Here is a 26,349-nt window from a genome sequence, read left to right as displayed (position 1 = left end):
CTCAAGCCATGTTGTTCAGGGTCTGTTGTGAACTACCTCACAATATACCGAGCGTCCGCTTACCTGCCTCACCCGTGTCCCGACCAGCGGTCATATTGTCGAGATCGTTACTCGCAGTGCCGATAGGTGGGACTGGGACACCGTTCTCACGGCAGTGCGCCCCCACTTCGTCGCAGGACGCCCCCACCTCGCCGCAGGGCACCCTCAGCACACGACAGGGCTCCACAGTTCAAGTTCCGCATTCGCCGACCACGCGGCTACCCTTTGAGATGAAATGTGCCTTGCCGAATACGGGGTAGATTGGGGCCATGGATTCTCCGACCCCGATCTTCGACTCACACCTGCACATCATCGACCCCAAGCATCCTCTCGTCGAGAACAACGGCTACCTGCCGGACCCTTTCACGGTCGAGGATTATCTGATGCGCATCAGCGGTCTGGGCATTGCCGGGGGAGCAGTGGTCGCCGGGTCATTCCAAGGGTTCGACCAGTGCTATCTTGTCGATGCTTTGAGCACTCTTGGCCCCGATTTCGTCGGCGTCACTCAACTTCCCGTCGACACGTCCGATGATCGCATCCTGGAGCTCGACCGCGACGGAATCAAAGCACTGCGCTTCAACGTCGCCCGCGGAGGGTCAGCAGTCTTGGACGACATGGAACATATGGCTCGTCGGGTCCATGACCTCGCCGGGTGGCACTCGGAGCTCTACATCGATGCCCGCAGCATCGATGAGGATCTCAGCGACCGCATCGCCGGACTGCCCGCCGTGAGCATTGACCATTTCGGCATGCACAGCGACGGACTGCCCGCCCTGCTGAAACTGGTCGAACGTGGCGTCAAGGTGAAGGCGACAGGCTTCGGCCGAGTCGAACTCGACCCTGCCACCGCGATGCGAGCGATCGTCGACGTTGACCCCTCGGCACTCATGGTGGGCACGGATCTGCCGTCGACCAGGGCTCCTCGGCCGTTCGAGAACACAGATTTCGACATCATCCGTGACACCCTGTCAGCAGAGGAACTCGCCGCCGTGTGCTGGGACAACGCCGCAGATTTCTATCTGGGACGCGAACGCAACTGATCGCGAAGCCACAGAGAGCCTGATCGCGAAGCCGCCGAGAGCCTGATCGCGGAGCACCGGGGAAAGTTCTGGCGAAGCACGGGGCTCGTCGTGGCCTGCGTTGACCACAATCAAGTAGCATTCCACGGATGAACTCCCCACGATCGAATCTCGCATCCACTCTGCACAACCTCGATGGCCGCAGCTACGGAAATTACAAGCAGATCCGTGGCAGCTACGAGTTCGGGTCGTTCACCGTGTTCATCGACCGAGTCCAGGTCGATCCTTTCGCCTCACCGTCGAAGGTCCGGATCAGGATCAACCGCGCCGAGGCGGGGTTCCCCACTGACATCACCACCGAACGCGCAGATCGCATCGCAGCCGCCGACTTCCTCTTCCGCGTCGGCAATGCATTCCTGCACCGCAATGACCAGCGTTCGATCATCCTCGGCCGTCCGGGACAGGAAGTGCTCGAACGCACCAACGTCCTCATCGATGACGAAGGCTTCGAGGCACGACTGCTCGTCAATCTCCCGGCTCGAGGCCGTCGCATCCTGGGCCATCAGGCAGCGGATATCCTCACCCGGGATGTGCCCGAGCTCGCTCAAACCATGTTCATCTACTCCAATCTCGCTGCCGCCTACCCGCCCGCTAAGGACCAGTCCGGCAAAAACCAGCCTAGCCAGGACCAGCCTGGCAAGAATCAGTCCAGCGACGATCTGCGCGAGCATGTCCAACTCCACCGGGATCAGCTGGAACTGCAGAACCACCTCGGCGAGGAAGGTCTTCTCGCATTCATCGGCAATGGCGCGATTCTGCCGAGGCGATCCGGGGATTCTGACGTGCCGATGGATTCGCACGCTGTGGCTTTCACCAGCCCGAGTTCCCTCGAGCACACATTCACGCTCTCGAGCGGACGCAGGCTCACCGGCATGGCGATCCCCCGTGGTGTCACTGTCATCGTCGGCGGCGGCTATCACGGCAAGTCGACGATTCTGCGTGCCCTCGAACGCGGTGTCTACCCCCACATCGCCGGAGACGGGCGTGAGTGGGTCATCACGGAACCCAGTGCCACCTCCATCCGGGCCGAGGACGGTCGCGCCGTGACCGGCGACGACATCTCGCCCTTCATCAACAATCTGCCATCCGGCACTGACACGAGAGCCTTCACCACAACGAACGCGAGCGGGTCCACATCGCAGGCGGCCAACCTCGTGGAGGCTGTGGAAGTCGGTGCTCGTTCGCTGCTCATCGACGAGGACACCTCGGCGACGAACTTCATGATTCGCGACGATCGGATGCGTGCTCTGATCCCAGCCGACCGCGAACCCATCACCCCTTTCGTCGATCGCATCCGTCCGCTGTTCACCCACCGAGGCGTCTCCACGGTGCTGGTCGCCGGTGGATCGAGCGCATTCTTCGAAGTGGCTGATCATGTCATCGCCCTCGATGCGTACGTACCCCAGGAAGTCACCGAGAAGGCGCACGAACTCGTGGGGATGAAATCAGCCGATGACACAGGATCGGCGTTCGCCACGCCTCGGCCCCGGATCCCAACCGCGAAGGCGCTGCACCCCGGCTCGAAGACGAAGTCGGCGAAGGCGAAAGGGCTTGGCCAGGTTCAGTTCGGCAAGGCCTTCATCGACCTGACCGCAGTGTCCCAGCTCGTCGACCCGCAGCAGACGACAGGCATCGCCGAGGCGCTTGAGTATCTGGCCGAGATCTTCGACGACCAGACCTCACTCACCGAGGCTCTGGCGGAGGTCGAGGACATGCTCGATGCGCAGGGAGTCGACGCCCTGACCGGCAACCGCGGTCATCCGGGACATGTCGCCCGCCCCCGTGCACAGGAGATCGCGGCGGCGCTCAACCGCTTCCGAGGTTTGCGCCTCGTCGACTGAGCTTGGTTGCGAAACGGGCTCCCGGGCACCTGCTCAATGCTCGTCGACTTCCCTCGAGTCGGTCAGCGTGCGAACCCCGATGATCGACATCACCAGCACGATACCGGCGAGGACCGTGAACGAAATCTGCTGTGAGTGCACGAAGCCGGCAACCGTCGCCGAATCCCAGGCCCCCTGCGGCAGTGTGCTGCCGAGAACCGTGGCCATGATCGTGCCGACTATCGCAACGCCCACTGCATTGCCGAGCTCTTGAGCGGTGTCGTTGAGCGCCGATCCGATCGACGTGCGTGTCTCAGGCAGGGCGCCGAGGAGGGCGACCGCACCAGTCGTCATGATCGTCCGCATCCCCATAGTCATGATGAGCATCCCGACCGCGCACCAGAGGAAGCCGTGTGTGAGCGCGAAGATCCAGATGATGAGGCTGACGATGACGAGCGCAATACCGCCGATCGAGGTCTTACGGTGGCCGAATCGGGCCACGGCGCGATCGACGAACGGGCCGGCGAGCAGCATGCCCGCGACGAACGGAAGGTTCGCCAATCCCGCCTGGAATGCGGACCAACCCCAGGCGAACTGGTAGAGCTGAGTCGAGACGAACATGACTCCGACCATGGCGATCATTGTCGCGGTCTGCAGAATCGCTGACCCGCTCACTGTCGGCAGGGCGAGCAGTTTGAGATCGAGCATCGGATCCTCGGCGGTCTTCTCACGCCAGATGAATCCGGCAAGGGAGAGCACACCGGCGGCGAAGACGAGCACCGTCAACGGTGCAGCCCAACCGTATTCGACCCCAGCGGTGAAGCCGTAGAGGAGGAAGCCCAGCGAGGCCACAGACAAGATGCCGCCGGGAATGTCGGCACCGCCTTCGCGACGGTCTGCCGGGTCGTCCTCGGCGACCCCGAAACGCACACCGAGCCAGGCGATGACCGCGACAGGGGCGTTGACCACCAGGAGTGCCTGCCAGGGCAGATTCGTGATCGCCAATCCGGCGATGGTCGGGCCCACGGCGAAGCCGATCATCGAGACGACCACGATGAGGCCGATCGCCCTCGTGCGCAGGTCATCACGGTCGAAGAGGCGGAAGATCAACGACATGGTCAATGGGGCGATGAATGCGGCGAAGACTCCTGCCAGTGCTCGCACCGCGATCAGCTGTGCGGGCGTGGAGACGAGCAGCACGCCGAGTCCGGTGAGACCGAACAGCACGAGGCCGAAGAGGAGGGTCCGACGGCGACCAAGCTTGTCGCCCATCGTCCCGCCAACCATGAGCAACCCGCCGAACGTCAGCGAATAGGCGCCGACGATCCACTGCAGGTCTGCTGGAGAAGCGCTGAGGTCTCGCCCGATCGTGGGCAGAGCGACGTTGAGAATCGAGTTGTCGACCATCTCGACGAGCATGGTCAGACACAGAGCGAGTAGAGCAGGCCAGGCAGCTCGGAGACTCTGCGGTTTGAGTACTTGCGTATCGACGGATGAGGAGGTCGAGGAGTATGAGGAGGACATGTGGGTCCTTTCGCGGGTAGGTCGAAAGGTCGGCTGGAGAGCCGGCGAGAGAAGAACTTAATGATCGAACAATGTTCGCCAATGGAACTTCGTTCGATACTCGAACTATGTTCGACCATAGAACGGTGTTTGATTGAATGCAAGTCTCTCGGTAGATTCAAGGCATGGCATCTGAGACTCCCCCGCGTCCGCGAGGCGATCACAACGCGAATTCACGCAGAGACAGCCCTCGTGATTCATCGAAGGACGCTCAACGCAGGATCACTCCTCCCCGACGCCGAGGTGGTCGTGGGGTGGCGCGCACGCGTACGTCCCTCTCGCTGGAGCAGATCATCGAGGCCGCGATCACCACGCTCGACGCCGTTGGGGCGGAGAAGATGACACTGCGCGGACTGGCCGCACAGCTCGACAGCGGCGTGGCCAGTCTCTACTGGTACGCCGCCGGCAAGGACCAACTGATGGCCATCGTGTCCGATGAGCTGTTGGGACGTGCATTGGACGAGGCCGAGGCCCTCGAACGTGCTGATCAGCCGCACCCGAAGCAGTTTGAGAACTATCCTCCCCCTGAGCCCGATGGCCGCACGAGCACCGGTACCGCTGAGGGCCTGCTGCAGATTCGACGGCTCGTCCTGTGCCTGTTCGTCCAGATGCTCGAGCACCGCTGGCTGGCCTCCCAGCTCATCAAGGCGGGCCCCGATGAGCAGAATTCGCTGACCTACTGGGAGCTGGTCGGTCAGGCCCTCCAGAATAGTGGACTGGACCTGACCCGCCAGCTTCAGGCGTCAATGGTCGTGTCCACCTATGCTTCCGGCATGGGCGCGGAAGTCTCTCAGCGTGCGATCGAACGCGAAGCCGCCGAGGATGGTGAAGCCCAACACACTGCCCAGATCGACCACTGGGCAAGTTTCAGTGAAGAGGACTTCCCCTTCGTGCACTCCGTGCTCGGCGAGTTCGAGAATCTCGACGAGGCATCGGACTTCATCATGGGCCTCGACCTCGTCCTGTCAGGCCTGGAACGCCTCACCTGGGACTGAACTGCTTTAAGGGTGAGGCTACGACTCAGAAACCGTCGAACTGCTCGAGGAGTTCGCCCACGGTGGCCACGGGCAGCGAGCACTGCGTCCCTCGGCAGACGATCGCTGTACCTTCGGGCACCTCGACCTCGGATCCGCTCACGCCCGGGACTCCGGTTGAAGCGGTCAGGAGCGTGACCGCGGGGTGCCGGGCGGCGAATCCCCTCAACTCGGCATTTCGAGTGGCCACACGCACCGGGCTGAGTGCTCGTTCGGACTGCCACAGCGCGTGACCGCAGCCGCGCGGCGCTCGACCAGCGAGTGCCCTGTAGACACCGAGCAGGCGATCGCGCAGTTCAAGAAGTCTTCCGGTGCTCAGCCCCTCAGCCCCAGCGGTGCCAGTCGACGAGTCACCCATCGCACGACTGCCCGGCGAACCGGTAACAGCACCGCTGTCCAGACCGGTCTCAGCACCGCTGTCCAGACCGGTCTCTGCGAGCAGAAGTGCCGCCTCTGCCGCGGCAGATCTGCCAGAGGGCACCGTGTTGTCCACTGGGTCAGAGGATCTGACGTCTAGGATCTCGTCACTCAAGGAGTCTAAGACCTCGAGCACATCTCCTTCGACGGTGAAGCCCGCGAACATCCGTGCACCCCAAGAGACCAGATCGCTCACCTGCACCGAGGCTCCCGGAAGCTGGCGGACGGTGATGCCTGCAGTGATGAACTGCGCCCAATCGGCGAGGCCTGCCTGGCCGGGCCCCGGGGTCTCACCGGTGAAGCTGCGGCGGACCTCAAGATTAGAATCGGCACCGAAGCGTGCGAGCATCGCCTCCCACTGATGTACCGCATCACTCCCCCAGCTCGCCGGCGGTCCGGCAGCTGTCGAAGTCCCCTCGCTCCCGGAAACACCGGCATACAAGGCTGCTTCGGCCAGTGCCGTGATCGCCAGCGAGTTCCATTCGGTGATCGTCTTCTCATCCCGTGCGGGCTGGGGGCGTGTGCCCAACAAGTTCTTCAGACGCTCCTGTTGCGCGACCGTCGCCGAGGTGGTCCACGGGGCCGGGTGCTCCTCGTCGAAGGGCACGTCGTCCATGCCCAACCAGTCGATGATGCGGATGGCGGCGACGACGGAACCGGAGAGTTCTGCAGCGGCGGGCGAATCGACGAGTTGGAGCAGCCCCTCCCGCCCCACCTCGGCGAACTCCTCTGGCGTGATGACGTAGGCGGCACCCTCCTCCAGCACACCGTCAGCGTTGAGTGAGTCCGCGTCGAGTGCGGCGATGAATCGGTCCCCGTCGGACATGTCTGCGTTGAGGAAATTCGCGGTGTCGGTGACCTCGCGTTCGGCGAGCGCCAGCCACTTCGATCCCGGGTTGAGCGCGCGTTCGACCTTCGCCCATTGGACGGCAGCGCGCAGGTAGAGCGCATTGTCGTAGAGCATCTTCTCGAAATGCGGCACGAACCACTGCCGATCGACGCTGTAGCGGGCGATGCCGCCGCGCACCTGGTCACGCATGCCGCCGCTCGCGATCCGTGCGAAGGTGCTGCGCACCGCGATGAGGCAGTCGAGGATGAGTTCACCCTCGAGATGGCCATCGGCTCCCACCGTGTCAACCTTTCCAGGAGCAAGCGCCCCTTCCCTCGCCGAGGTGGTTCCACCCAAGCGCACGAACGTGGCCAAGAGCTGCATGAGGTTCATCAGCGGCGGGAACTTCGGTGCTTTGCCGAACCCGCCCCACGCGGGGTCATAGGAGTCGAGCAGGGACTCAGCTGCCGAGTCGAGCTCTTCGGCGCTCAGCAGCTCTGAGGCTGCTTCGGCAGGCAATGCGTCAGAGACTGCACTGGCCATATCGGCGAGCCCACGATCCATGCGCTTGGTCATCTCGGTCACCTCGGCGCGGCGTTCCGTCCACGACTGGGACACGGCGGCGAGCACCTGCGTGAACGCGGGCAGGTTCCCCCGCGGTGCCGGCGGGAAGTACGTCCCGGCGTAGAAGGGACTGCCTTTGGGTGTGGCGAAGATCGTCATCGGCCAGCCGCCCTGGCCGCGCATCGCCTGGAGTGCGTTCATGTAATAGGAGTCGATGTCCGGGAGCTCTTCGCGGTCGATCTTGATCGGCAGGAAGTTCTCGTTGATGACGCGGGCGATGGCCTCGTCCTCGAAGGATTCGTGGGCCATGACGTGGCACCAGTGGCACGTGGAATAGCCGATCGAGATGAGCAGCGGCACGTCTCGGCGGGCCGCCTCGGCGAGGTTGTCCTTCGTCCACATCCGCCAGTCGACAGGATTGTCGGCATGGGCGCGGAGGTACGGACTGGTGGACGACGCGAGTTCATTGGCCATGGTCCCAGCGTCTCATCCGAACGCACCTGCTGAGAACCGGCGTCTCATTCCACCGGCCCTGACCGTGGCGTCGGCCACTGATCAGAACCATCCTCTTATCGACAAGACAAGTGGCTGAATATCGTGGAGTTCCGTGCAACTACTACTTCGCCCAGAGCCTGCCCACCGGAATTGCCATGTTCATCCTGGCTTGTGCGGCCGGTGCCGCTGCCATACTCATCGCGCGCGAACTCCCGCCCATCCCGCGCAGCATTGTCACCGTGCTCAGCATTGCCATCTTCGGAATCTCCGGCCTCGCCGAGGTGGTCGGACGCGTCGAACGACCGACGCCGGAACTGATGGTTCTGACCTTCGGAGAAGTTGTCCCGCTCATCGGCATATTCGTATTCCCCTTCGTCATCGCAGGAGTCCTCACCTGTGCAACCTCTCGACAGGTCTGCTCGTCTCTGTGGCAGCGGCGAGGCCTCGGCCGTCTTGAGACACACTCTGCCGTCTCACGGATCAATTCTGTCCCGAGTGAACCCGGAGCTGGTGCTCGACTCGGCGCGCTGACCTCAGAGGTCTTCGACGACCGCGACGAGCCGGTCGGGCCTGTTGGTGATGATGCCATCGGCACCGAGGTCGACAGCCTTCTCCATGTCTTCGACGCTGTCGACGGTCCACACCAGGCTCGACATCCCCAGCTCGTGGACGTGGCCGAGGAAGGTGGCATCTGCCGCGATGTACTGGGGATTGACCTGATCGACCCAGGTGGCAAAGTCGCGCAATTCGTCCGGGCAGGGCCGACCCAGAACCCCGACGGGGATCTCCGGAGCCAGGGCGTGGAACTCACGGATGAAGGCCCAGTCGCCGGACTGGACGACGAGCATCCCCGCCGCCAATGCTCGGTCGAGATAGTCGGGGGATGCGGTCAGAGATTCAACGAGCGCCTGGGCGAATCCCGGGTATTGGGTGGGGAGTTTGACCTCGAGGAGCAGCCCGGTGCGGGTCACGTGCACCAGATCGAGCACCTCGGCGAGGTGAGGGACCCGGACGCCGGCGAACGATTCAGACTTCCAGCTGCCCGCGTCGAGGCTGGCGATCTCGGCCGTGGTCATGGACTTCACGCTGTAGTCCGTGCGGTCAGGATGGGCGACTCGGGCATTCGTCGTCCGCTCCACGGTGACGTCGTGGATGACGACGAGTTCTCCGTCAGCATTCATGTGCACGTCGATCTCGAGCATGTCGGTGCCCTGGTCGATGGCGGCGACGAAGGCCGGGATCGTGTTCTCCGGATAGTCAGCTGACGCGCCACGATGCGCGATGACCAGAGGCGGAACCCGGGTGTGGGCGACGGCCTCGGAGGTGTGGTTTGCGAGGGTGATTGGCATGGCGAGGACTCCTCAGAGTTGGCGACTCGGTGCAGGCTCGAGCGGCCGATGGTGCAGTGGATTGCGGACAACCCTAAACAACCCGAGCAATGAACGGATGATGTCCGGGTAGACGCGACGTGAATGCTGGATGGGTACAACGTCAGTTTCGGTGCTCAACGACAAGTCATTCATTGACAGTCCGGGTGTGCGCAGCACCCCTGAACACCGAGCGCATCGGCTTCTTCCTTCCTGAAGGGATTTCGCCTGTGTGAGGGACTTGCGCAGGGGCGATGTAATGCGCTTTCTCACTTCGGTGGCAGACTGGAGGGCAACTGCAGAAGTAGCACATGGTGTTCACGCACCCTCATACCCACACACGAAGCACTGAGCTTGTCGAAGGAGGCATAGATCAATGGAGATGCTCCAAAGCGCGTTCGACAGCGTCAGCGGTGTCATCACGTACGTTCTCGTCGCAGTTCTCATCCCTACAGGGTTGTACTTCACGATTCGTACGGGTGCCCTCCAGCTGCGGCTGCTGCCCGAAATGTTCCGCACGATCGTGGAGCCCGGCGGACACGATTCCGAAGGCAATCGGAATATCTCTCCGTTCCGTGCCTTCTCCATCTCCGCCGCCTCTCGTGTCGGCACGGCCAATATCGCCGGTGTCGCTCTTGCCATCTCCTTGGGCGGTCCCGGTGCAGTGTTCTGGATGTGGCTGACTGCCATCGTCGGCGGCGCCACTGCCTTCGCTGAGTCCGCACTCGGGCAGCTCTACAAGGAGAAAGACGGGCCGAACTTCCGAGGCGGTCCTGCGTACTACATCAACCGCGCACTGAACATGAAGCGGCTCGGCCTGGTGTTTGCAGTCATCGTCGCCATCACCTATGGCATCGTCTTCAACTCCGTACAGTCGAACTCCATCGTCGACGCTGTCGGAGCATCATTCGACGTCGACGATTCCAACTTCGCCTTCACCGCAATCACCGGTGTGGTCGTCGCAGTCGGGGCTTACCTGATCTTCGCCGGTGGTGCCAAGCGCATCTCGAATGTCTCCGCATACCTCGTCCCGATCATGGCCGGGCTGTATCTGATCGTCGGCATCATCGTGGTGGCGATCAACCTCGGCGCTGTCCCCGGAATGATCGTCACCATCTTCAGCGACGCCTTCAGCTTCAACTCGATCGCTGGAGGTTCGATCGGTTCGATCATGCTCATCGGTGTTCAGCGCGGCCTGTTCTCAAATGAGGCCGGCATCGGTTCGGTCCCAAATGCGGCGGCGACGGCATCGGCGTCGCACCCGGCTAAGCAGGGTTTCGTTCAGGCACTCGGCGTGTACTTCGACACGATCCTCGTCTGCTCGATCACCGCTTTCATCATTCTCCTATCGAACCCGGACTACGGCAGCTCGGCCGAGGGGGTCCAGCTGACGCAGACCGCCTTGAGCGGACAGCTCGGCCAGTGGGCAATCCACTTCCTCACATTCGCAATCTTCCTCTTCGCGTTCACGTCGATCCTCGGCAACTACTACTACGGCGAAGCCAATATCGAGCATCTGACCCGCAGCAAGACCGCGCTGCGCATCTATCAGGTGATCGTGATGGTGGCTGTCTTCATCGGCGGGATCGCCGCACTCGACCTGGTCTGGACGGCGGCAGACATCTTCATGGCGATTATGGCGCTGATCAACCTGTTCGCGCTCCTGATGCTCTCACCTGTGGTGTTCAGCCTGTTGAAGAACTATATGGATCAGCGTCGCGCTGGCCAGGAGCCGATCTTCCGCCGCGGTGACCTTCCCACCTTCAAGCGCATCAACACCGATGTCGACGCCTGGGACGGCACGGACGAAGTCACCACTGCGAAGTTCTGGCAGGACCGTGGCAAGAAAGTACGCCCGGACGACAAGTGATGCTGCCAGCGCAGTGATCGTAAAACCACATCGGGCGCCCTTCTCTGGGAGTGCCCGATGTGGTTTTCAATGTTCTACCCAGGAGGAAGTTCGCATGACTGTGGATCGCACAGAATTGGCCGAATCCCTCGCCGAGGCGACCGGATGGTCGGTCACGGCCGATTCCCATCGAGTGACGTTCACCAACGATGATCCACCGCAGGTGGTCATCTGGACGGTCACCGATGCGGACTTCGGGCGCCTCCGTTACAACGAGAACCTCCGCGCCTCAGGATACGGAGGCCGTCAGACGGCCGAGCTCGGCGCCTTGGAGCTGCCTCTCGGCGAAGCGTTAGGTCCTTTTGAAGGGCCCCGCGGATATATGCACGGGGCAGACCTGACTATCCGCGAGTGACGTCGGTCAGCGCTTGAGCACCGTCACTCGCGGACGATCAGCGCTTGACCGACTTCGAGGTGGCTCCGGTTGCCCAGCTGACCTGACCGAAGGCCACGCGGTAGGTCTTCTTGCTCTTCGTATTTGTCTTGTAGGTAGCCTTGCCCTTCTTGGCCTGGACAGTTTTGATGGTCTTCCACTTACTCCCGGACTTGACCTGGAACTTCACCTTCGGGTTGTAGGTGACCTTCGCGTATCGTTCCGGGTTGTAGACCTTCGTCTTCGACGTCAGAGTGACGGTCTTGCCGCTGCGCTTGGTCGATAGGGAGGCATACGTCTTGCCGCGGACGTAGAAGGATCCTTTGGTGTAGTCCGCGCGCTCGACTTCGCCGTAGTCGTTGTAGCTGGCACCGCCGTAGTAGTAGGCCCTGACTTCAGACGGACCGATCGTGTACTTCCCGAGCCCATCCCAAGAAGGACAGACCTGAACGCGATCTTTGCTGGTCGACCCATATGAATCGAAATATGCTGACGTCGAGGGGCCATGCCGACCATGCACCTCAGTGTCGACAGACCAATCGTCGACCCTCGATTTCCTATGTTTCATATACACATTCGTGCTCTTGCAATTGCTATTCGAGATCACAAGACTGCTGCCCGACAACTTGGTCACGTCGAAGGATGTACTTGCGGCTTCAGCAGAAACAGCTGGACCGACGATGAGGGCCGCTACGGCAAGCGCAGAGATGAGTGCACGCCTGATGAACTTCATGGAGACTCCAAAGAGAAGAGAATGAGAACTGGGATTGCCAGAGTTGGAGTCTTGGAACGTGCAGTCGGCAGCGCCACGTATCGAAACTTGAAAGTTGTATGACCACACAGTATCACAGATGAAGTCAGCCATGCGCCTGCTGGGCGACGCTCGCACCGGTGCGCCCATTCACACTCCGGCTCACCCGCCTGAGCACGAGACGCATCGTCAGAGCGACGCCGATCACGATGAGTGGAATGATCACATTACTCATTGAGGAGGGTACAACAACCGCGATGAGCACCACCGAGACTATTGCGGCGACACGCCCCTTACCCTTGAGCAGCTTAATTCCTGCAATGGCAGCAGCTAGATACACGAAGACGACCAGGGTCGAGGGAACGACCACCAGAGCCTCCGTGCCCCACGAGCACAACCAGGCCAAGCCAAGTCCGACGAAGGCCACCAGCGCTACAGCCAGCACTCCACCGACCGGCACCGAAGTTGAAGAGACGTGTGCCGCCGATTGGGGCAGCCACCCCTCCTTACCCAAGGAATAGCCGAGGCGGGACACTCCTGCAATGAAGGCATTCGTCGTCCCCAGGCTGATGACGACGGCAATCACAGCTGCCGCAAGAGCGGCATTTCCGCCGAATGCCTGCTCCAGCAGCAAGCCGATAGCAACGTGGTCTGTCTCCGGTGAGCCGTATGTTCCCGTGAGCACCACAGCTGCGGCGATTCCGAGGTAGAGGACGGTGACGATGACGATCGTGATGCCGACTGCGCGTGGAACGTCACGGTTGGGCCTGCGAAACTCTCCGACGAGATGAGCCACAGCTTCCCACCCGGCGAAGGCGAAGAACAGCACGATGACCCCGCTGCCGATCGGGGGCAGTCCGTGCGGAGCGAAGGGAGACAGCCGATCCGAATCCATTCGCGGTATCGCCACAATGATGGTCGCCAGCAGCGCCAGAGCCACAGTCAGCGCCAGGCCCAGCTGCGCTCCCGTGCTGACCCTCGCACCGACAAGATTGGCGCCGACCGCCACAGCCAGGATCCCGGCCGCCGTGAGGTACGCCCAACCGCTGCTGAGGGAGAACGCCTCTGCGACGTAGTATCCGCCAGTCAGAGGCACGACGATCTGTCCGATGGCGCCGGCGCTGAAATACATCCACCCTGCCAAACCGCCCGCAGTCGCACCATAGGCCTGGCCGACATAGGTGGCGATCCCTCCGGCTCCCGGCAATCTGCGAGCAAGCGACACGAACAGCAAAGCCAGCATCGCACCGATCGCGCAGGCCACGACCCACGACAGCAGCGACGCGGGCCCGGCCGAACTCGCTATCTGACCAGGCAGCACCAGTACCCCAGCCCCGAGGGTCGCACTGACGTACAGCGCGACCCCCTGCCCCAGTCCGATGTGTGCCGTCAGTTTGCCTGTGCTTGCACTCTTCGTGTCCATATCTCAAGAGTCGTCCATTGACCGCACCGTAGGTGAGTGGCAAACTCGTCGCTATGCGCATGAAATCGGACAGAAGCAGGGTGGCCCTCGTTGCCACCCCCGGAGTACCGCTCTTCGAACTGGCGGGAGCCGCTGAGATCTTCGGAATCGATCGGAGCGATCTCACCCCGGATTGGTACGACTTCGAACTCGTCGGCACGTCACCAGAGACCACGATCGGCTTCGGGATGCAGGTGCCCGACGGGCGTGGATTGGACGCGCTGAAAGACGCAGATACGATCATCGTTCCTGCCTGCGCGAACATCCATGGCGGGGCTCCCCCAGCGCTGCTCGAGGCCCTGGTTTCCGAGCACGCCCGGGGTGCTCGGATCGTTTCGCTGTGCTCCGGTGCATTCGTACTCGCCGAAGCCGGGCTTCTCGATGGCCGATGCGCCACGACACATTGGATGCACGCCGAGGAGCTGGCTCGGCTCTACCCGAGCGTGACTGTCGACCCCGGCGTGCTCTACGTCCATGACGACGTGTGGACATCTGCTGGCAGTGCCGCCGCCATCGACCTCTGCCTCGAGCTCGTACGCAGGGACTTCGGCGCCGCGACTGCCAACGAGGTTGCCCGCCGTGTCGTCATCCCCCCACACCGTGATGGGGGCCAGTCGCAGTTCATCCGCTACCGGCCGCACACCGCTTCTGCCAGAGAAGACGATGTCGAACACTGGGCACGTTGCCACCTCGCCGAAGTCACAGTCACAGCCATGGCACGGTACGCAGGAATCAGTGTCCGTTCGCTGAACCGACAGTTTCGCAGTCGGGCCAATCTCTCACCGCAGGAATGGCTCCGACGGGAGAAGCTCCAGACTACCCAAGAGCTCCTCGAGTCCACCGATCTCACGGTCGAAGCAATCGCAATGCGAGTAGGACTCGGCACCGCGACCAACCTGCGCACCCATTTCGCCGCCGAATACGGTGTCCCACCCGGGGCCTACCGGCGAACCTTCAACGCTCACGGCGCGAACGACGCCGCACCCGTTGCGATTGCGAATGCTTCCTAAGGCAGCCGCTCCACGAACGAGACAAGCGAGGCACAAGAAAGGTGGCCACGGAACCGAAGTCGACCCCGCACAATGCGGGTTCTCCTCGGGCCCGTGACCACCTTTTCCGGTGTCCGTCGATGCATCAGCACCGAATCTGAACAACTGCCAGCGTCAGTGTCTGATCAACGATCAGCCACCTCGGCGAGGGAGCATCTCAGCTCACGAGAGAACTCAGTCCTCTTCGACGATGAGCGGGTAGACGCCGTTCTCGTCGTGGGTCTCACGGCCGGTGACCGGCGGGTTGAATACGCAGGCCATGCGCAGCTCTTCATCAGCCACGACGGTGTGCTTCTCGTGTCCATCCAGCAGGTACATGGTGCCATCGGAGAGTGGGTAGGTCTCGCCGGTTTCCTGGTCGGTCAGAGTGCCCTTGCCCTGCACGCAGTACACGGCTTCAACGTGGTTCTGGTAGTGGAAGGTCGAGGTCGTCCCGGCGTAGATCACGGTGTCGTGGAGCGAGAATCCGACACGTTCCTTGCCCAGCACCATGCGGCGGCTGCGCCAGGTCTCTGACTTGATGTCGCGGTCTGTGTCGTTGAGGTCATCGCGGTTGACTACGTACATTCGTGGTCCTTTCGTTTGGTATATCAGACGGGTTGCCGATGTTTCAGTCGAAATTTCGACCGATCCACCGGCAACGCATCATTCAAGTTTCATGGTTGAGTCTCGGCAAACCGAGGCTCAGTTTTTCAGGCTCTCGCGCTCAGCTGGGAGCAGGCTCAGACCGCCGCTGGTTCTGCGGCCGGAGCGAACTTCAGCACAGCAGCCTCGATGATGTCGAGACCCTGCTCCAGATCGTGCGAGGAGATGGTCAGCGGAGGCATGATCTTCGTGACCTCGTCCTTGGGACCGGAGGTCTCGAGGAGCAGGCCGTTGTCGAAGGCTTCCGCTGCCACCTTGCCGGCGATCTCGTCGTCCTCGAAGTGCAGTCCGGCGAGGAGTCCGCGTCCACGGATGGATGCCCCCTCTGCCTTTTCCACAATCGAGTCGAGGCGCTGGTGCAGTGCGGCGATCGTGTCGGCCAATTCGTTCTGGAAGGTGTTGTCGGCCCAGAAGTTCTTGATCGCGGCGGTCGCCGTGACGAATGCGGGGTTGTTTCCGCGGAAGGTTCCGTTGTGCTCGCCTGGCTCCCAGGCGTCGAGCTCGGGACGGAAGAGAGTCAGTGCCATCGGCAGGCCCGAACCGGAGATCGACTTCGACAGGCACACGATGTCAGGTTCGATGCCGGCCTCTTCGAAGCTGAAGAATGATCCGGTACGGCCACAGCCAGCCTGGACGTCGTCGACGATGAGCAGGATGTCGTGCTTCTTGGTCAGCTCGGACAGAGCACGAAGCCATTCGGCGCGAGCGGCGCGGAGGCCGCCTTCGCCCTGCACGGTCTCAACGATGACAGCGGCTGGCTTATCGACGCCGGAGCCGGAGTCTTCGAGGACCTTCTCAAGCCACAGGAAGTCAGGGATCTCTCCGTCGAAGTAGTCATCATAAGGAATCTTCGAGCTGTTGGTCAGCGGGATGCCTGCGCCTTCGCGCTTCATCGAGTTGCCGGTCACCGACAGCGATCCCAGGGTCATGCCGTGGAATGCGTTGGTGAAGGACAGCATGTGCTGACGGCCGGTGACCTTACGAGCCAGCTTGAGGGCAGCCTCGACGGTGTTGGTCCCCGTTGGTCCGGGGAACATCACGGTGTAATCGAGTCCGCGCGGCTTGAGGATGAGGTCCTGGAAGGTCTCGAGGAACTCACGCTTGGCCGGGGTCTTCATATCCAGCGAGTGCAGAACAGCACCTGACTGGAGGTACTCGACCAGAGGGTTCATCACGACAGGGTTGTTGTGCCCGTAGTTGAGAGCTCCGGCGCCGGAGAAGAAATCGATGTATTCCTTGCCGTCTTCGTCCCACTGCTTCGCGCCATGTGCCTTGGCGAAGGTGGCAGGCCAGGAACGCGAGTATCCTCGCACGGCTGATTCGCGAGTTTCGAAGATATCGGGAGTTGTGGTCTTAGAGGTTTCGGTCATCACTTGAGTCCTTTCGACTTCTGGATTACGCGCTTGCCTCGTGAGCAAGCAGCTAGGCGGTGGCCGCGACCGATCAGTTTCGGGTACGACTATCGCCGGTCGGCGTCCTCAGACGGGATCAGCTGATCCCCAGGGCGCCTGGTGGCACCACGCTTCTCAGCGGTGCATCAAAGTGGTGCGATTTCGTACAGGTACTCGGTGTCGTGGCCATCCGGGTACAGATCCGGAGTGATCAGCGCACGTCGTTCGCAGTTTGCGTCACGCTGCTCAGCGAATGACTGGAACAGACGGTTTGACGCGTCGTTGTCATCGGTGATCGTCGTCTCCAGGCGGAGCGCATTGGTGCGATCAGCCAGCTCGTTGAGCATGGTCTTCGCCAGTCCGTGTCCGCGGAAGTCCGACGAAACTGCGACCTGCCAGATCATCAGCGTGTTGGGCCGATCCGGGCGGGTGTAACCGGTGACGAACCCGGCGGGCTCTCCGCCGATTCGCGCGATGGTCGAGGTTGCCGAGAAATCACGACACCAGAGGATGTACGAGTACGAAGAGTTGAGGTCGAGAACGGCCGAATCTTTAGCCAGTCTCCACATGTGTTGCCCGTCCTCCATGGTCGGAGTACGGACATCGGTTTCTGTTTGAGGTTCAGCGACTGCGTTTCTCACGCCCCCAAACCTAACGACCTGAGGATGAGCGTCAACTCCGAAAACGGCGATTCACGCCACATTCGGGGGTGATTCCCGCGCGTGTCCCCCAAGTCATGAACCGGGGCTTCCCCGTGGCATCTCTGGGATGCGCCAGGGCGCTCCTGCGCGCTCATTCCGGGGCAGAGCTTCGTTATCGTTTCGTTACATTCCAGTGGCTTTGGAACAGCGGTTCCACGACTGTTCCACGTTTCGACGCCGCCTCTGAGCATGACTGAGGAATGACTTTTCAGGGTGTGGGGCAACAGCTGTGCGCGACGCAGGATTAGGCAGCCAGAGGAGACCACTGACCGACACAACGCCGGAGCTCCCAGACAGCGGTGCACGCAGCGGCGTATCGGATCGCAGGCGTGGTCTCGGCGGCGGCACCGCCTCTGACCGGGGCTTCCAGGCAGGCAGTTGTGGTCCCGAGGAGAACTGGCAGCAGAGCAGCAGAATAGACGGTCTTCGGCCACACAGGAGAGCTGGCAGCCGACCGGCCCAAAGGACTGGCCCACTGCCGGGTGAGACCCGCGTCAGACCGCCTCATGCCGCCTCATGCCGCCTTATGCGTGCTCGTGAAGCTGCCTCTCGCAGCCCGCCTCGGGTCTGCCTCACGGGCCCCCTCAGGCCGCCGCTCATGCCTGCCACGTGAAGCCGCCCCATGCCCCTCGGGCTGCCTCATGGCCGCTCATGCCTGCCACGTGAAGCCGCCTCATGCCCCTCGGGCCGCCTCGCGGGTTACTTCAGCATTCGACGACGTTGACGGCGAGACCGCCCTGCGCTGTCTCCTTGTACTTCGAGCTCATGTCGGCGCCGGTCTGGCGCATTGTCTCGATCACTTCGTCGAGGCTGACTCTGTGCTGGCCGTCGCCCCACAGTGCCATCCTCGAGGCGTTGATGGCCTTGCCTGCCGCGATCGCATTGCGCTCGATGCACGGAACCTGCACCAATCCCGCGATCGGGTCGCAGGTCAAGCCCAGGTTGTGCTCCATGGCGATCTCGGCGGCGTTCTCGACCTGCTCGGGAGTTCCGCCCATGATGGCGGCCAATCCTCCGGCAGCCATCGACGATGCGGATCCGACCTCACCCTGACAGCCCACCTCGGCGCCGGAGATCGATGCCCTCTCCTTGTACAGGACACCCACCGCCGCCGAGGTGAGCAGGAAGTCCACGATCGCCGTGTGTTTGGCGGCCTCGCCGCCCTTGACCACGGAATCCACGTAGTTCAGCGCATAGTGGAGGACAGCAGGGATGATGCCGGCGGCACCGTTCGTCGGAGCGGTGACGACACGTCCGCCCGAAGCATTCTCCTCGTTGACGGCCATGGCGATGAGGTTGACCCACTCCAGGTAGTAGCCGGGGTCGCGATCCGGGTCCTCGGCTTTGAGCTTGAGATACCAATCGTGGGCGCGGCGGCGCACCTTGAGCCCACCCGGCAGATAGCCCGAACGATCCAGAGACGCTGAGGCGCATTCCTCCATCACGGAGTAGATGTGGAGGAGTCCGTGGCGGATCTCGTCCTCGTCCCGCATCGACTTCTCGTTGGCGAGCATGATCTCAGCAACGGACATGCCCGTCTCCTTGCATCGCTGCAGGAGTTCAACGGCCGAGTGGAACGGATACGGAAGCTCTTCGCTGTAGGACTGCAGCTCGGCCTCGACGACGGAGTCGGCCACGGCGAACTCGATGTCACCGCCGGCGAACTCGTCGGCGTTCGAAGGATCATCGTTGTCGTCGTCAACGGCTTCATCGTCGACTGCATCGTCAACGGCTTCATCGTCAGCTTCGTCATCAACGGCGGCCTCGGCGGCCAGCTCCTTCTCACGGAACTCGGTTTCGGAGGTGACGAAGCCGCCGCCCACCGAATAATAGGTCTCCTCGGCCAGAGTCTGGCCCTCGGCATCGAAGGCCGCGATGGTCATGGCGTTGGTGTGGCGGGGTTTGACGGTCAGTGGGCGTTTGACCATGTCATCCTCGGTGAAGGCGATCTCGACGCCTGCAGATTCACCACTGCTGGATCCGTCTCCGGCTGCACCCTTCCTAGGCGAGTCTCCACCGGCAGCGTCGCCGAGGAGGATGGTGCCCGTCTCGGACATTCGAGTCCGGCGGGCGGTGAGTTCATTGGCTTCGATGCGATCAGGTGCACAGCCTTCAAGGCCGATCAGGATGGCGTCGAAGGTGCCATGTCCGGCACCGGTGGCGGCGAGGGATCCGAATACATCGACCTTGATGCTGGAGACCGATCCGAGTTTGTCGCCCAGAAGTGTGAGGAAGCTCGATGCCGCTCGCATCGGGCCGACGGTGTGGGAACTCGACGGGCCGATGCCGACGGTAAAGAGATCGAAGACGCTCAGTGGCATGGAAGATACTCCGATTCTTTTCGGGTGACCGATGGGACCGGTCAAGGCCGGAAGTTCCAGCCCGGTCGGACTGCGTCGTTCCAGCCGTGGCCGGTCCCATCGGTCGGAGGGTGTGTCAGAGGGAATTGGCCTCTGCGTAGCCTGCTGCGTCCATCACGTCGCCCAGTTCGGTGACCTTGACTTCGAACAGCCAGCCGTCGCCGTAGGGATCGGAGTTGAGCAGTCCTGGGTTGTCCGTGGCTGCCTCGTTGATGGAGGTGACTTCACCGGTCACGGGGCAGTACAGGTCAGAGACCGACTTGGTCGATTCGACCTCGCCACAGGTCTCGCCTGCGGTGACGGTGTCGCCGACCTCGGGGAGGTCCACGTAGACGACCTCACCGAGGGCGTCAGAGGCGACTGCGGTGATGCCGATCTTCACCGTGCTGCCGACGATGGCGTCAGCGCCGGCGTTGATCCACTCGTGTTCGGCGGAGTAGGTGAAGTTCTCTGGAAGTGGGGGCAATTGCGCCATGATGGTCCTTTTCTGCTTGATTGACAGCTGTGTGGGTGAGCAGGTGCCCCCAGTGTACGAGTCACCGGGGGCATCAGCACCAGGTTCAACGGATCAGTTCTCGCCGCGTTTGTAGAACGGCAACTCGGTCACTGAGAATTCATGCGCCTTGCCGCGGATGTCGACGAATACAGGTGTGCCGGGATCGGCGAGTCCGCGGTCGAGGAACGCCAAGGCGATGGGGTGCCCGAGCGTCGGCGAAGGCTGTCCGGAGGTGATGGTCCCGACGGTTGTCCCGCCTTCGGCACCGACCTCGTCCGCCGAGGCGAAGATGCTCGCTCCCGATCGTGCGGCGCGACGGCCCGCCGAGGTGAGTCCGACGAGCACGCGGGCCGGTTCAGTCTCCCCCAGCTTCGCCAGTGCCTCACGGGCGGCGAAGTTCTCCTTCGTCTTGAACCCGATCATCCGGCCGAGTCCGACGTCGAAGGGCGAGGTCTCGAGGCTGAGTTCGTTGCCGTAGAGCGGCATGCCCGCTTCCAGGCGCAGCGAATCACGTGAGGCCAGGCCGCAGGGCACGAGGCCGTAGTCGACTCCGGTCGTCGTCAGGGTCTCCCACAGGCGCTCGGCGGCGATGTTGGGAATATAGAGTTCGAAGCCGTCCTCGCCGGTGTAGCCGGTGCGCGCGAGCATCAGGTCGATGCCCGCGATCGTCAGCGGCATCCACGCGTAGTACTTCAGCTCCCGAACCGCCTCGCCGACGGTGATCCCGGTCGAGTTCACCGAGGAATCATCCGCGGTGCCGTCGACGGCTGCATCGTTGGCCGCTGATCCGTCCGCCGCAGTGGTCGCGGGTCCGAATTCCCCATGTGCACCCTCGTCGAGGGCACGGAGGATGATGGCCTCGGAGTTCGGTCCCTGCACGGCGATGAGCGCCGTTTCCTCAGACTCGTCGACGAGTTTGGCATCTGCCCCTGGGGACTCGTCCCGCAGGAAGTTCTGCAGCCTTTCTTTCAGGGTCGCGACGACAGTCGGGGTGTTCGAGGCGTTGGGGACGATGAGGTACTCTTCATCGCCGATCCGGTAGGTGATGAGGTCATCGAGGAGGTAGCCCGCCTCATTGACCAGCACACCGTACTTGGCCTTGCCGATCTTCATCTTCGAGTACTTCGCCACGAGCGCGTAGTCGAGGAACGCAGCAGCATCGGAGCCGGTGAGGCGGACCTCGCCCATGTGGGAGAGGTCGAAGATTCCCGCGGCCTCACGCACGGCACGGTGTTCGGCCAGCTCGGAACCGTACTTCAGCGGCATGTCCCAGCCGCCGAAGTCGGTGAAGGAAGCGCCCAGCTTGTCGTGGATTGAGTGCAGCGGGGTCTCGCGCGTCGAGTTCTCAGTACTCATCAGTCGTCCTCTTCATCGTTGACTTCGAAGGCCTCTGGCGGCGGGCAGGTGCACACCAGGTTGCGGTCGCCGTAGGCACCGTCGATGCGACTGACCGGCGGGAAGTACTTGGTTGCCTTCAGTCCCTTGACCGGGAACACGGCAGTCTCGCGGGAGTACTTGGCATCCCAGTCGTCCATCACGACGGTCGCCGGGTGCGGGGCACCGGCCAGCGGGGACTCCTCGTAGGTGTACTTATCGCCGATCGAATCGATCTCTGCGCGGATGACGCGCATGGCTTCGATGAAGCGGTCGAGTTCGTCCTTGTCCTCGGACTCGGTCGGTTCGACCATCAGTGTGCCCGGCACCGGGAACGCCAGTGTCGGAGCGTGGAAGCCGAAGTCGATGAGGCGCTTGGCTACATCCTCGGCGGTGACACCGGACTGTGCGGTGACCTCGCGCAGGTCGAGGATGGTCTCGTGTCCGACGAGTCCGTGCTCACCCGAGTAGAGGATGGGGAACACGTCGTGGAGCTTGGCCGCCAGGTAGTTCGCACCCAGGAGTGCGGCACGAGAGGCCTCGCGCAGTCCGTCGCCGCCCATCAGTTCGAGGTAGGCGAAGCTGATCGGCAGGACGCCGGCTGAGCCGAACAGCGAGCCTGAGATCGGCAGCTCGTGCGCGTCTTCATCCCCGGCCACGAGTTCCGCCGAGGTGGGATCGCCGGGCAGGTACGGGGCGAGGTGTTCGCGCACCGCGACCGGTCCGACGCCGGGTCCGCCACCGCCGTGGGGGATGCAGAAGGTCTTGTGCAGGTTGAGGTGGGAGACGTCGCCGCCGAACTCGCCGGGCTTGGCCAGACCGACCATGGCGTTGAGGTTCGCGCCATCGACGTAGACCTGACCGCCGGCTGCGTGGATCTTCTCGCCGACCTCACGGACCTCGGATTCGAAGATGCCGTTGGTCGACGGGTAGGTGATCATGATTGCGGCGAGCTTGTCCGCGTTCTTCTCGATCTTCGCGTCGAGGTCGGCGATGTCGACCGATCCGTCCTCGGCTGTCGCGATGACCTGGACCTTGAGTCCGGCCAAGACCGCGGAGGCGGCGTTGGTGCCGTGAGCCGACTGCGGGATGAGCACGACGTCGCGGTCGGTGTCACCGTTGGCGAGGTGGAAGTTGCGGATGGCGAGCAGTCCGGCAAGTTCGCCCTGGGAGCCGGCGTTGGGCTGCAGGGACACCCGGTCGTAGCCGGTGACCTCGACAAGCGAGTTCTCCAGGCGGGTGATGAGGGTGCGCCATCCGTGTGTCTGCTCGACGGGGGCGAAGGGGTGGATCGAGGCGAACTCGGGCCAGGTGATGGGTTCCATCTCTGCCGCGGCGTTGAGCTTCATCGTGCACGAGCCCAGCGGGATCATCGTCCGGTCCAGCGCCAGGTCCCGGTCGGCCAGGGTGCGCAGGTAGCGCATCATCGAGGTCTCGGAGCCGTGTGCGCTGAAGATCGGGTGGGTGAGGAACTCGGTCGTGCGGTGGAAGCTCTCGTCGAAAGCCGGGGTGGGCACGTGGTTGGCTCCGAATGTCCCCGCCGAGGCGGCTTCGAAGTTCGCTTCATCGACCCGGGCGATGATGCCCAATGCTTCGAGAAGTCCGTTGGCATCGGCGACCGAGTGGGATTCGCCAAAGGAGACGCCGATGGTGTCGGCATCGATGACGCGGACGTTGTAGCCGCCGCGCTCTGCGACGACTCGGGCTGCTTCTGCGTCGGCAACGCGGATGGCAACGGTGTCGAAGAACTCACGGCTGACCACCTCGGCGCCGGGGGCGGTGTGCGCTGCGGTCGCGAAAGCCTGGGCCAGGCGGTGGATGCGGGAGGCGATGCGGGTCAGGCCGACGGGGCCGTGATAGACGGCGTACATCGAGGCGACGTTGGCCAGCAGGGCCTGGGCGGTGCAGATGTTGGACGTCGCCTTCTGGCGACGGATGTGCTGTTCACGGGTCTGCAGGGCCAGACGGTAACCGGGCTTGCCCTGGGCGTCCTTGGAGACGCCGACGAGGCGGCCGGGCAGCTGGCGCTGGAGGCCTGACTTCACGGCCATGAAGCCGGCGTGGGGTCCGCCGAAGAACAGCGGGACGCCGAAGCGCTGGGCCGAGCCGACGGAGATGTCGGCACCCTGCGAGGCGGGATCCTTGAGCAGGGTCAGGGCCAGGAGGTCGGCATCGAAGGTCACGAGTGCGCCGCGGTCATGGGCGCCGTCGACAGCTTCGGTGAAGTCGCGGATGACGCCGGTGGTGCCGGGCTGGGCACAGACGATGCCGAAGATGTCCTCGCCGGCAAGCCCCTCGGCCAGGTCGGCGACGGTGACGCGGAAGTCCATGGCCTTCGCACGGGCGCGGACGACGGCGATGGTCTGCGGGTGGAGTTCGGAGTCGAGGACGACGGTTGTCCCCTTCTTCACTGCTCGACGCATGAGAAGGACAGCCTCGGCGACGGCGGTGGCCTCGTCGAGGAGTGAGGCGTTGGCGATGTCGAGACCGGTGAGATCCTGGACGACCTGCTGGAAGTTGAGCAGCGCTTCGAGGCGGCCCTGGGAGATCTCCGGCTGGTAAGGGGTGTATGCGGTGTACCAGGCGGGGTTCTCGACCAGGTTGCGGCGGATGACGGCCGGCGTGATCGTGTCGTAGTAGCCCTGGCCGATCATCTGCTTGCGCATGATGTTCTGGCCGGCGATCGCGCGAAGGTCATCGAGGACCTCGGCTTCGGAGCGGCCCGTGGGCAGGTCGAGTCCGTCGATCTGAATGGATTCTGGGACGGCTGCGGCCGACAGTGCTTCGAGGGAGTCGTAGCCGAGTTCGGCCAGCATGGCCGCGGTGTCATCGGCGCGGGGGCCGATATGCCGGTCGGAGAAGGGGCGTTCGGTGTCTCCGGTGGGCGCCGTGGTGTGCGCGAGTGAACTTGTGTGGGCGAGTGAACTGGTCAATTGCCGTCCTTGGGTCGGTGTCGCGCCCGCCTATGGAGGACGCACTGAGCAGTGGCGGTCCTCCCCGATCTGTCAGACGTTCAGCGCGCGAGCGCGGTGGCGGTCCTTCAGATATGCCTGCAATCGGTGGTACTGGGCCTGAGAGTTTCCCGGGGAGGGAATTGCACCTACGGCGCTGCTTCGCACTGTTCGGGCAACCTGTGGTTGCGACAGTTGAGCAGCTCTCCCACGTCATGTCTTAACGGCAATATTCAATTGTGTGTGACTATTCGCTTCTCTGCGTGCCCGGCCGCTGGGACCAAACACTGACGAGGCCAAGTCTAGTGGCACTGATCTCGGCGATCCAAACCACATGGTGGGACTCGGTTACCGATGAGTCGGCTGCCCCGTTCGTCAGTGTGGGGTCGCGTGCGGTCCTGTCGAGGAGATCGCACGTGAACCCACACTGACGGAGTCAGCAGATCAGGCCTTTCTGCCCGGCGAAGAACCGCATCAGATCTCGGCAAGGTCCTTGCCCTTGGTCTCCGGCAGCAGAACCATGGCGGTGACCGTGCCGAGACACAGCAGGATCACCCACCCGCTGGAGAGCCAACTGAGATCGAGCGAATTGAACAGCCCGTTGAGATAGGGCGCCGCAGAATCTGCCGCCACGCGGCAGGACAGCCCGCCTCAGACCTTCCGCGCTGAACACCTGCCTGTGGCGGAGTGACGGTTTCTTGTCGCGGAGTGACGGTTTTGATGTGGAGGAATGGTCGCCAAAACACGGTTCGGGCGACCATTCCTCCACAGTCAATTCAGGCAGAGGGGCCGATTCTCCTCAGCGAACGAGGAGAATCAGGCGCTGCCGCCGGCGGTGATGACTCCCCCATCGGCGGTGAGCACCTGGGCGGTGATCCAGTCGGCATCCGAGGACGCCAGGTAGGCCACGGCAGCGGCGATGTCCTCGGGAGTTCCGAGACGCTTGGCCGGGTAAGCAGAGGAGACTTCCTCTTCCTTGCCTTCATAGAGTGCGGTGGCGAAGTTCGTCTTCACCACGGCCGGGGCGACGGCGTTGACCCTGATGTCGGGACCGAGCTCGACGGCCAGTGATCGAGTCAGATGCGAGACCGCTGCCTTCGAGATGCCGTAGAAGGAGATACCCGGGCTCGGCCGATCCCCAGCGACGGAGGAGATGCTCACCACCCGCCCCTTATTCTCGCGGAAGCCCAGCTTCTCGTGATGGACTGCCTCCTGCACCCAGGCGAGCGTGCCGATGACGTTGACGTCGAGGATCTTGCGAGCGGCATCGAGGTCAAGGTCGATGAGCGGACCGTAGACCGGGTTGATGCCTACGTTCGTGACCAGCACATCGAGTCGACCGAACTTCTCCGCGATCGTGTCATAGACCTCCGCGCGGTGCTTGGCGTCATCGGACTTCCCGGCAATGGCCAGGGCAGTGCCTTCGGGGAACTGCGCGACCGCCTCGGCGAGGGCCTCAGGCTTTCGGGCGGTGAGGATGACGGTGGCACCCTCTGCCTGCAGCCGCTTGGCGATGCCGAGTCCGATTCCACGACTGGCACCGGTGATGAGTGCGACCTGACCGGCGAATCGCGCGCCGAGGTGGGCCTGGTCTTGGGTGCTGGCGTGTTCTGTCATGCGTGAACTCCATCGTCCGTCGAGTTAACCGAGCGTTCGCTCAGTGCTGTGTTTGTATCGTAG

21 protein-coding genes and 1 riboswitch are annotated in these 26,349 nt (G+C 62.9%); of the genes, 6 read left to right on the top strand and 15 right to left on the bottom strand.

The window, feature by feature from the left end; all coding sequences use genetic code 11:
• The first annotated feature begins 308 nt into the window (after positions 1-308).
• Positions 309-1,079: an amidohydrolase family protein gene (locus FO013_RS13790; protein ID WP_143923136.1), complete on the top strand. Its 771-nt coding sequence runs from the start codon at positions 309-311 to the stop codon at positions 1,077-1,079.
• 128 nt (positions 1,080-1,207) lie between these two features.
• A complete protein-coding gene (locus FO013_RS13785) occupies positions 1,208-2,959 on the top strand; it encodes an ABC-ATPase domain-containing protein (protein ID WP_143923135.1) in 1,752 nt (583 codons plus the stop codon).
• A 33-nt stretch (positions 2,960-2,992) separates the two neighbouring features.
• On the opposite strand, the gene FO013_RS13780 is transcribed toward FO013_RS13785, so the two are convergent.
• Positions 2,993-4,462, bottom strand: coding sequence for an MFS transporter (locus FO013_RS13780; protein ID WP_143923134.1), 1,470 nt, complete (start codon positions 4,460-4,462; stop codon positions 2,993-2,995).
• A 164-nt stretch (positions 4,463-4,626) separates the two neighbouring features.
• On the opposite strand from FO013_RS13780, the gene FO013_RS13775 reads away from it, so the two are divergent.
• Positions 4,627-5,496, top strand: a complete 870-nt coding sequence (locus FO013_RS13775; RefSeq protein WP_260848148.1) for a TetR/AcrR family transcriptional regulator — start codon at positions 4,627-4,629, stop codon at positions 5,494-5,496.
• A 25-nt stretch (positions 5,497-5,521) separates the two neighbouring features.
• Here FO013_RS13775 and FO013_RS13770 read toward each other — a convergent pair whose 3' ends face one another.
• The 3 genes from FO013_RS13770 to FO013_RS13760 form a co-directional block, all read right to left on the bottom strand.
• Complete coding sequence (locus FO013_RS13770; RefSeq protein ID WP_143923133.1) at positions 5,522-7,819, bottom strand: thioredoxin domain-containing protein; 2,298 nt, start codon at positions 7,817-7,819, stop codon at positions 5,522-5,524.
• A 142-nt stretch (positions 7,820-7,961) separates the two neighbouring features.
• Positions 7,962-8,219 (bottom strand): hypothetical protein, encoded by a 258-nt coding sequence (locus tag FO013_RS13765; RefSeq protein ID WP_143923132.1) that lies wholly within the window; start codon positions 8,217-8,219, stop codon positions 7,962-7,964.
• A gap of 154 nt (positions 8,220-8,373) precedes the next feature.
• Complete coding sequence (locus tag FO013_RS13760; protein WP_143923131.1) at positions 8,374-9,189, bottom strand: glycerophosphodiester phosphodiesterase; 816 nt, start codon at positions 9,187-9,189, stop codon at positions 8,374-8,376.
• Positions 9,190-9,583: 394 nt separating this feature from the next.
• On the opposite strand from FO013_RS13760, the gene FO013_RS13755 reads away from it, so the two are divergent.
• Complete coding sequence (locus FO013_RS13755; RefSeq protein ID WP_143923130.1) at positions 9,584-11,077, top strand: alanine/glycine:cation symporter family protein; 1,494 nt, start codon at positions 9,584-9,586, stop codon at positions 11,075-11,077.
• A gap of 94 nt (positions 11,078-11,171) precedes the next feature.
• Positions 11,172-11,471, top strand: a complete 300-nt coding sequence (locus FO013_RS13750; protein ID WP_143923129.1) for a hypothetical protein — start codon at positions 11,172-11,174, stop codon at positions 11,469-11,471.
• A gap of 37 nt (positions 11,472-11,508) precedes the next feature.
• On the opposite strand, the gene FO013_RS13745 is transcribed toward FO013_RS13750, so the two are convergent.
• Both FO013_RS13745 and FO013_RS13740 read right to left on the bottom strand, forming a co-directional pair.
• Complete coding sequence (locus FO013_RS13745; RefSeq protein ID WP_143923128.1) at positions 11,509-12,222, bottom strand: hypothetical protein; 714 nt, start codon at positions 12,220-12,222, stop codon at positions 11,509-11,511.
• Positions 12,223-12,346: 124 nt separating this feature from the next.
• The gene (locus FO013_RS13740; RefSeq protein WP_143923127.1) at positions 12,347-13,663 is read right to left on the bottom strand and encodes an APC family permease; all 1,317 of its coding nucleotides are present in this window, start codon (positions 13,661-13,663) and stop codon (positions 12,347-12,349) included.
• 53 nt (positions 13,664-13,716) lie between these two features.
• Here FO013_RS13740 and FO013_RS13735 point away from each other — a divergent pair, with 53 nt between their 5' ends.
• Positions 13,717-14,712: a GlxA family transcriptional regulator gene (locus tag FO013_RS13735; RefSeq protein WP_143923126.1), complete on the top strand. Its 996-nt coding sequence runs from the start codon at positions 13,717-13,719 to the stop codon at positions 14,710-14,712.
• Between the two features lie 213 nt (positions 14,713-14,925).
• Here FO013_RS13735 and FO013_RS13730 read toward each other — a convergent pair whose 3' ends face one another.
• The 9 genes from FO013_RS13730 to FO013_RS13690 form a co-directional block, all read right to left on the bottom strand.
• Entirely contained in the window at positions 14,926-15,318 is a 393-nt protein-coding gene (locus FO013_RS13730) for an ectoine synthase (RefSeq protein WP_101573238.1), read from the bottom strand.
• A gap of 155 nt (positions 15,319-15,473) precedes the next feature.
• The gene (ectB, locus tag FO013_RS13725) at positions 15,474-16,766 is read right to left on the bottom strand and encodes a diaminobutyrate--2-oxoglutarate transaminase (RefSeq protein ID WP_143923125.1); all 1,293 of its coding nucleotides are present in this window, start codon (positions 16,764-16,766) and stop codon (positions 15,474-15,476) included.
• 167 nt (positions 16,767-16,933) lie between these two features.
• Positions 16,934-17,374, bottom strand: coding sequence for a diaminobutyrate acetyltransferase (gene ectA, locus FO013_RS13720; protein ID WP_186293117.1), 441 nt, complete (start codon positions 17,372-17,374; stop codon positions 16,934-16,936).
• Positions 17,375-18,192: 818 nt separating this feature from the next.
• Positions 18,193-19,809 carry an L-serine ammonia-lyase gene (locus FO013_RS13715; protein ID WP_143923123.1) on the bottom strand — a complete coding sequence of 539 codons (1,617 nt, stop codon included), beginning with the start codon at positions 19,807-19,809 and terminating at the stop codon, positions 18,193-18,195.
• Positions 19,810-19,924: 115 nt separating this feature from the next.
• On the bottom strand, positions 19,925-20,323 hold the full coding sequence (gene gcvH, locus FO013_RS13710; protein WP_186293114.1) for a glycine cleavage system protein GcvH: 399 nt from the start codon (positions 20,321-20,323) through the stop codon (positions 19,925-19,927).
• 93 nt (positions 20,324-20,416) lie between these two features.
• Positions 20,417-21,700: a glycine cleavage system aminomethyltransferase GcvT gene (locus tag FO013_RS13705; RefSeq protein WP_143923122.1), complete on the bottom strand. Its 1,284-nt coding sequence runs from the start codon at positions 21,698-21,700 to the stop codon at positions 20,417-20,419.
• Entirely contained in the window at positions 21,700-24,651 is a 2,952-nt protein-coding gene (gene gcvP, locus FO013_RS13700; protein WP_143923121.1) for an aminomethyl-transferring glycine dehydrogenase, read from the bottom strand. The genes FO013_RS13705 and gcvP overlap by 1 nt, the downstream gene beginning before the upstream one ends.
• Positions 24,652-24,768: 117 nt before the next feature.
• Positions 24,769-24,890, bottom strand: a riboswitch (glycine riboswitch).
• Between the two features lie 253 nt (positions 24,891-25,143).
• Positions 25,144-25,302, bottom strand: coding sequence for a hypothetical protein (locus FO013_RS13695; protein ID WP_186293113.1), 159 nt, complete (start codon positions 25,300-25,302; stop codon positions 25,144-25,146).
• A 183-nt stretch (positions 25,303-25,485) separates the two neighbouring features.
• Entirely contained in the window at positions 25,486-26,286 is an 801-nt protein-coding gene (locus tag FO013_RS13690; protein ID WP_143923120.1) for an SDR family oxidoreductase, read from the bottom strand.
• Between the last annotated feature and the right edge of the window lie 63 nt (positions 26,287-26,349).

Source organism: Brevibacterium aurantiacum (assembly GCF_007558825.1).
Classification (GTDB): domain Bacteria; phylum Actinomycetota; class Actinomycetes; order Actinomycetales; family Brevibacteriaceae; genus Brevibacterium; species Brevibacterium aurantiacum_A.
This window is presented reverse-complemented; position numbering and strand designations above follow the sequence as displayed.

What these genes read in the sequence shown, in the direction of transcription:
- FO013_RS13715 (WP_143923123.1), bottom strand. Translation starts at nt 19,809, where the DNA reads ATGCCACTGAGCGTCTTCGATCTCTTTACCGTCGGCATCGGCCCGTCG.
- FO013_RS13770 (WP_143923133.1), bottom strand. Translation starts at nt 7,819, where the DNA reads ATGGCCAATGAACTCGCGTCGTCCACCAGTCCGTACCTCCGCGCCCAT.
- FO013_RS13785 (WP_143923135.1), top strand. Translation starts at nt 1,208, where the DNA reads ATGAACTCCCCACGATCGAATCTCGCATCCACTCTGCACAACCTCGAT.
- FO013_RS13735 (WP_143923126.1), top strand. Translation starts at nt 13,717, where the DNA reads ATGCGCATGAAATCGGACAGAAGCAGGGTGGCCCTCGTTGCCACCCCC.
- FO013_RS13740 (WP_143923127.1), bottom strand. Translation starts at nt 13,663, where the DNA reads ATGGACACGAAGAGTGCAAGCACAGGCAAACTGACGGCACACATCGGA.
- ectA (WP_186293117.1), bottom strand. Translation starts at nt 17,374, where the DNA reads ATGGAGGACGGGCAACACATGTGGAGACTGGCTAAAGATTCGGCCGTT.
- FO013_RS13730 (WP_101573238.1), bottom strand. Translation starts at nt 15,318, where the DNA reads ATGTACGTAGTCAACCGCGATGACCTCAACGACACAGACCGCGACATC.
- FO013_RS13745 (WP_143923128.1), bottom strand. Translation starts at nt 12,222, where the DNA reads ATGAAGTTCATCAGGCGTGCACTCATCTCTGCGCTTGCCGTAGCGGCC.
- FO013_RS13760 (WP_143923131.1), bottom strand. Translation starts at nt 9,189, where the DNA reads ATGCCAATCACCCTCGCAAACCACACCTCCGAGGCCGTCGCCCACACC.
- FO013_RS13775 (WP_260848148.1), top strand. Translation starts at nt 4,627, where the DNA reads ATGGCATCTGAGACTCCCCCGCGTCCGCGAGGCGATCACAACGCGAAT.
- FO013_RS13780 (WP_143923134.1), bottom strand. Translation starts at nt 4,462, where the DNA reads ATGTCCTCCTCATACTCCTCGACCTCCTCATCCGTCGATACGCAAGTA.
- FO013_RS13750 (WP_143923129.1), top strand. Translation starts at nt 11,172, where the DNA reads ATGACTGTGGATCGCACAGAATTGGCCGAATCCCTCGCCGAGGCGACC.
- FO013_RS13705 (WP_143923122.1), bottom strand. Translation starts at nt 21,700, where the DNA reads ATGAGTACTGAGAACTCGACGCGCGAGACCCCGCTGCACTCAATCCAC.
- gcvH (WP_186293114.1), bottom strand. Translation starts at nt 20,323, where the DNA reads ATGGCGCAATTGCCCCCACTTCCAGAGAACTTCACCTACTCCGCCGAA.
- ectB (WP_143923125.1), bottom strand. Translation starts at nt 16,766, where the DNA reads ATGACCGAAACCTCTAAGACCACAACTCCCGATATCTTCGAAACTCGC.
- FO013_RS13765 (WP_143923132.1), bottom strand. Translation starts at nt 8,219, where the DNA reads ATGACGAAGGGGAATACGAATATGCCGATGAGCGGGACAACTTCTCCG.
- FO013_RS13690 (WP_143923120.1), bottom strand. Translation starts at nt 26,286, where the DNA reads ATGACAGAACACGCCAGCACCCAAGACCAGGCCCACCTCGGCGCGCGA.
- FO013_RS13755 (WP_143923130.1), top strand. Translation starts at nt 9,584, where the DNA reads ATGGAGATGCTCCAAAGCGCGTTCGACAGCGTCAGCGGTGTCATCACG.
- FO013_RS13790 (WP_143923136.1), top strand. Translation starts at nt 309, where the DNA reads ATGGATTCTCCGACCCCGATCTTCGACTCACACCTGCACATCATCGAC.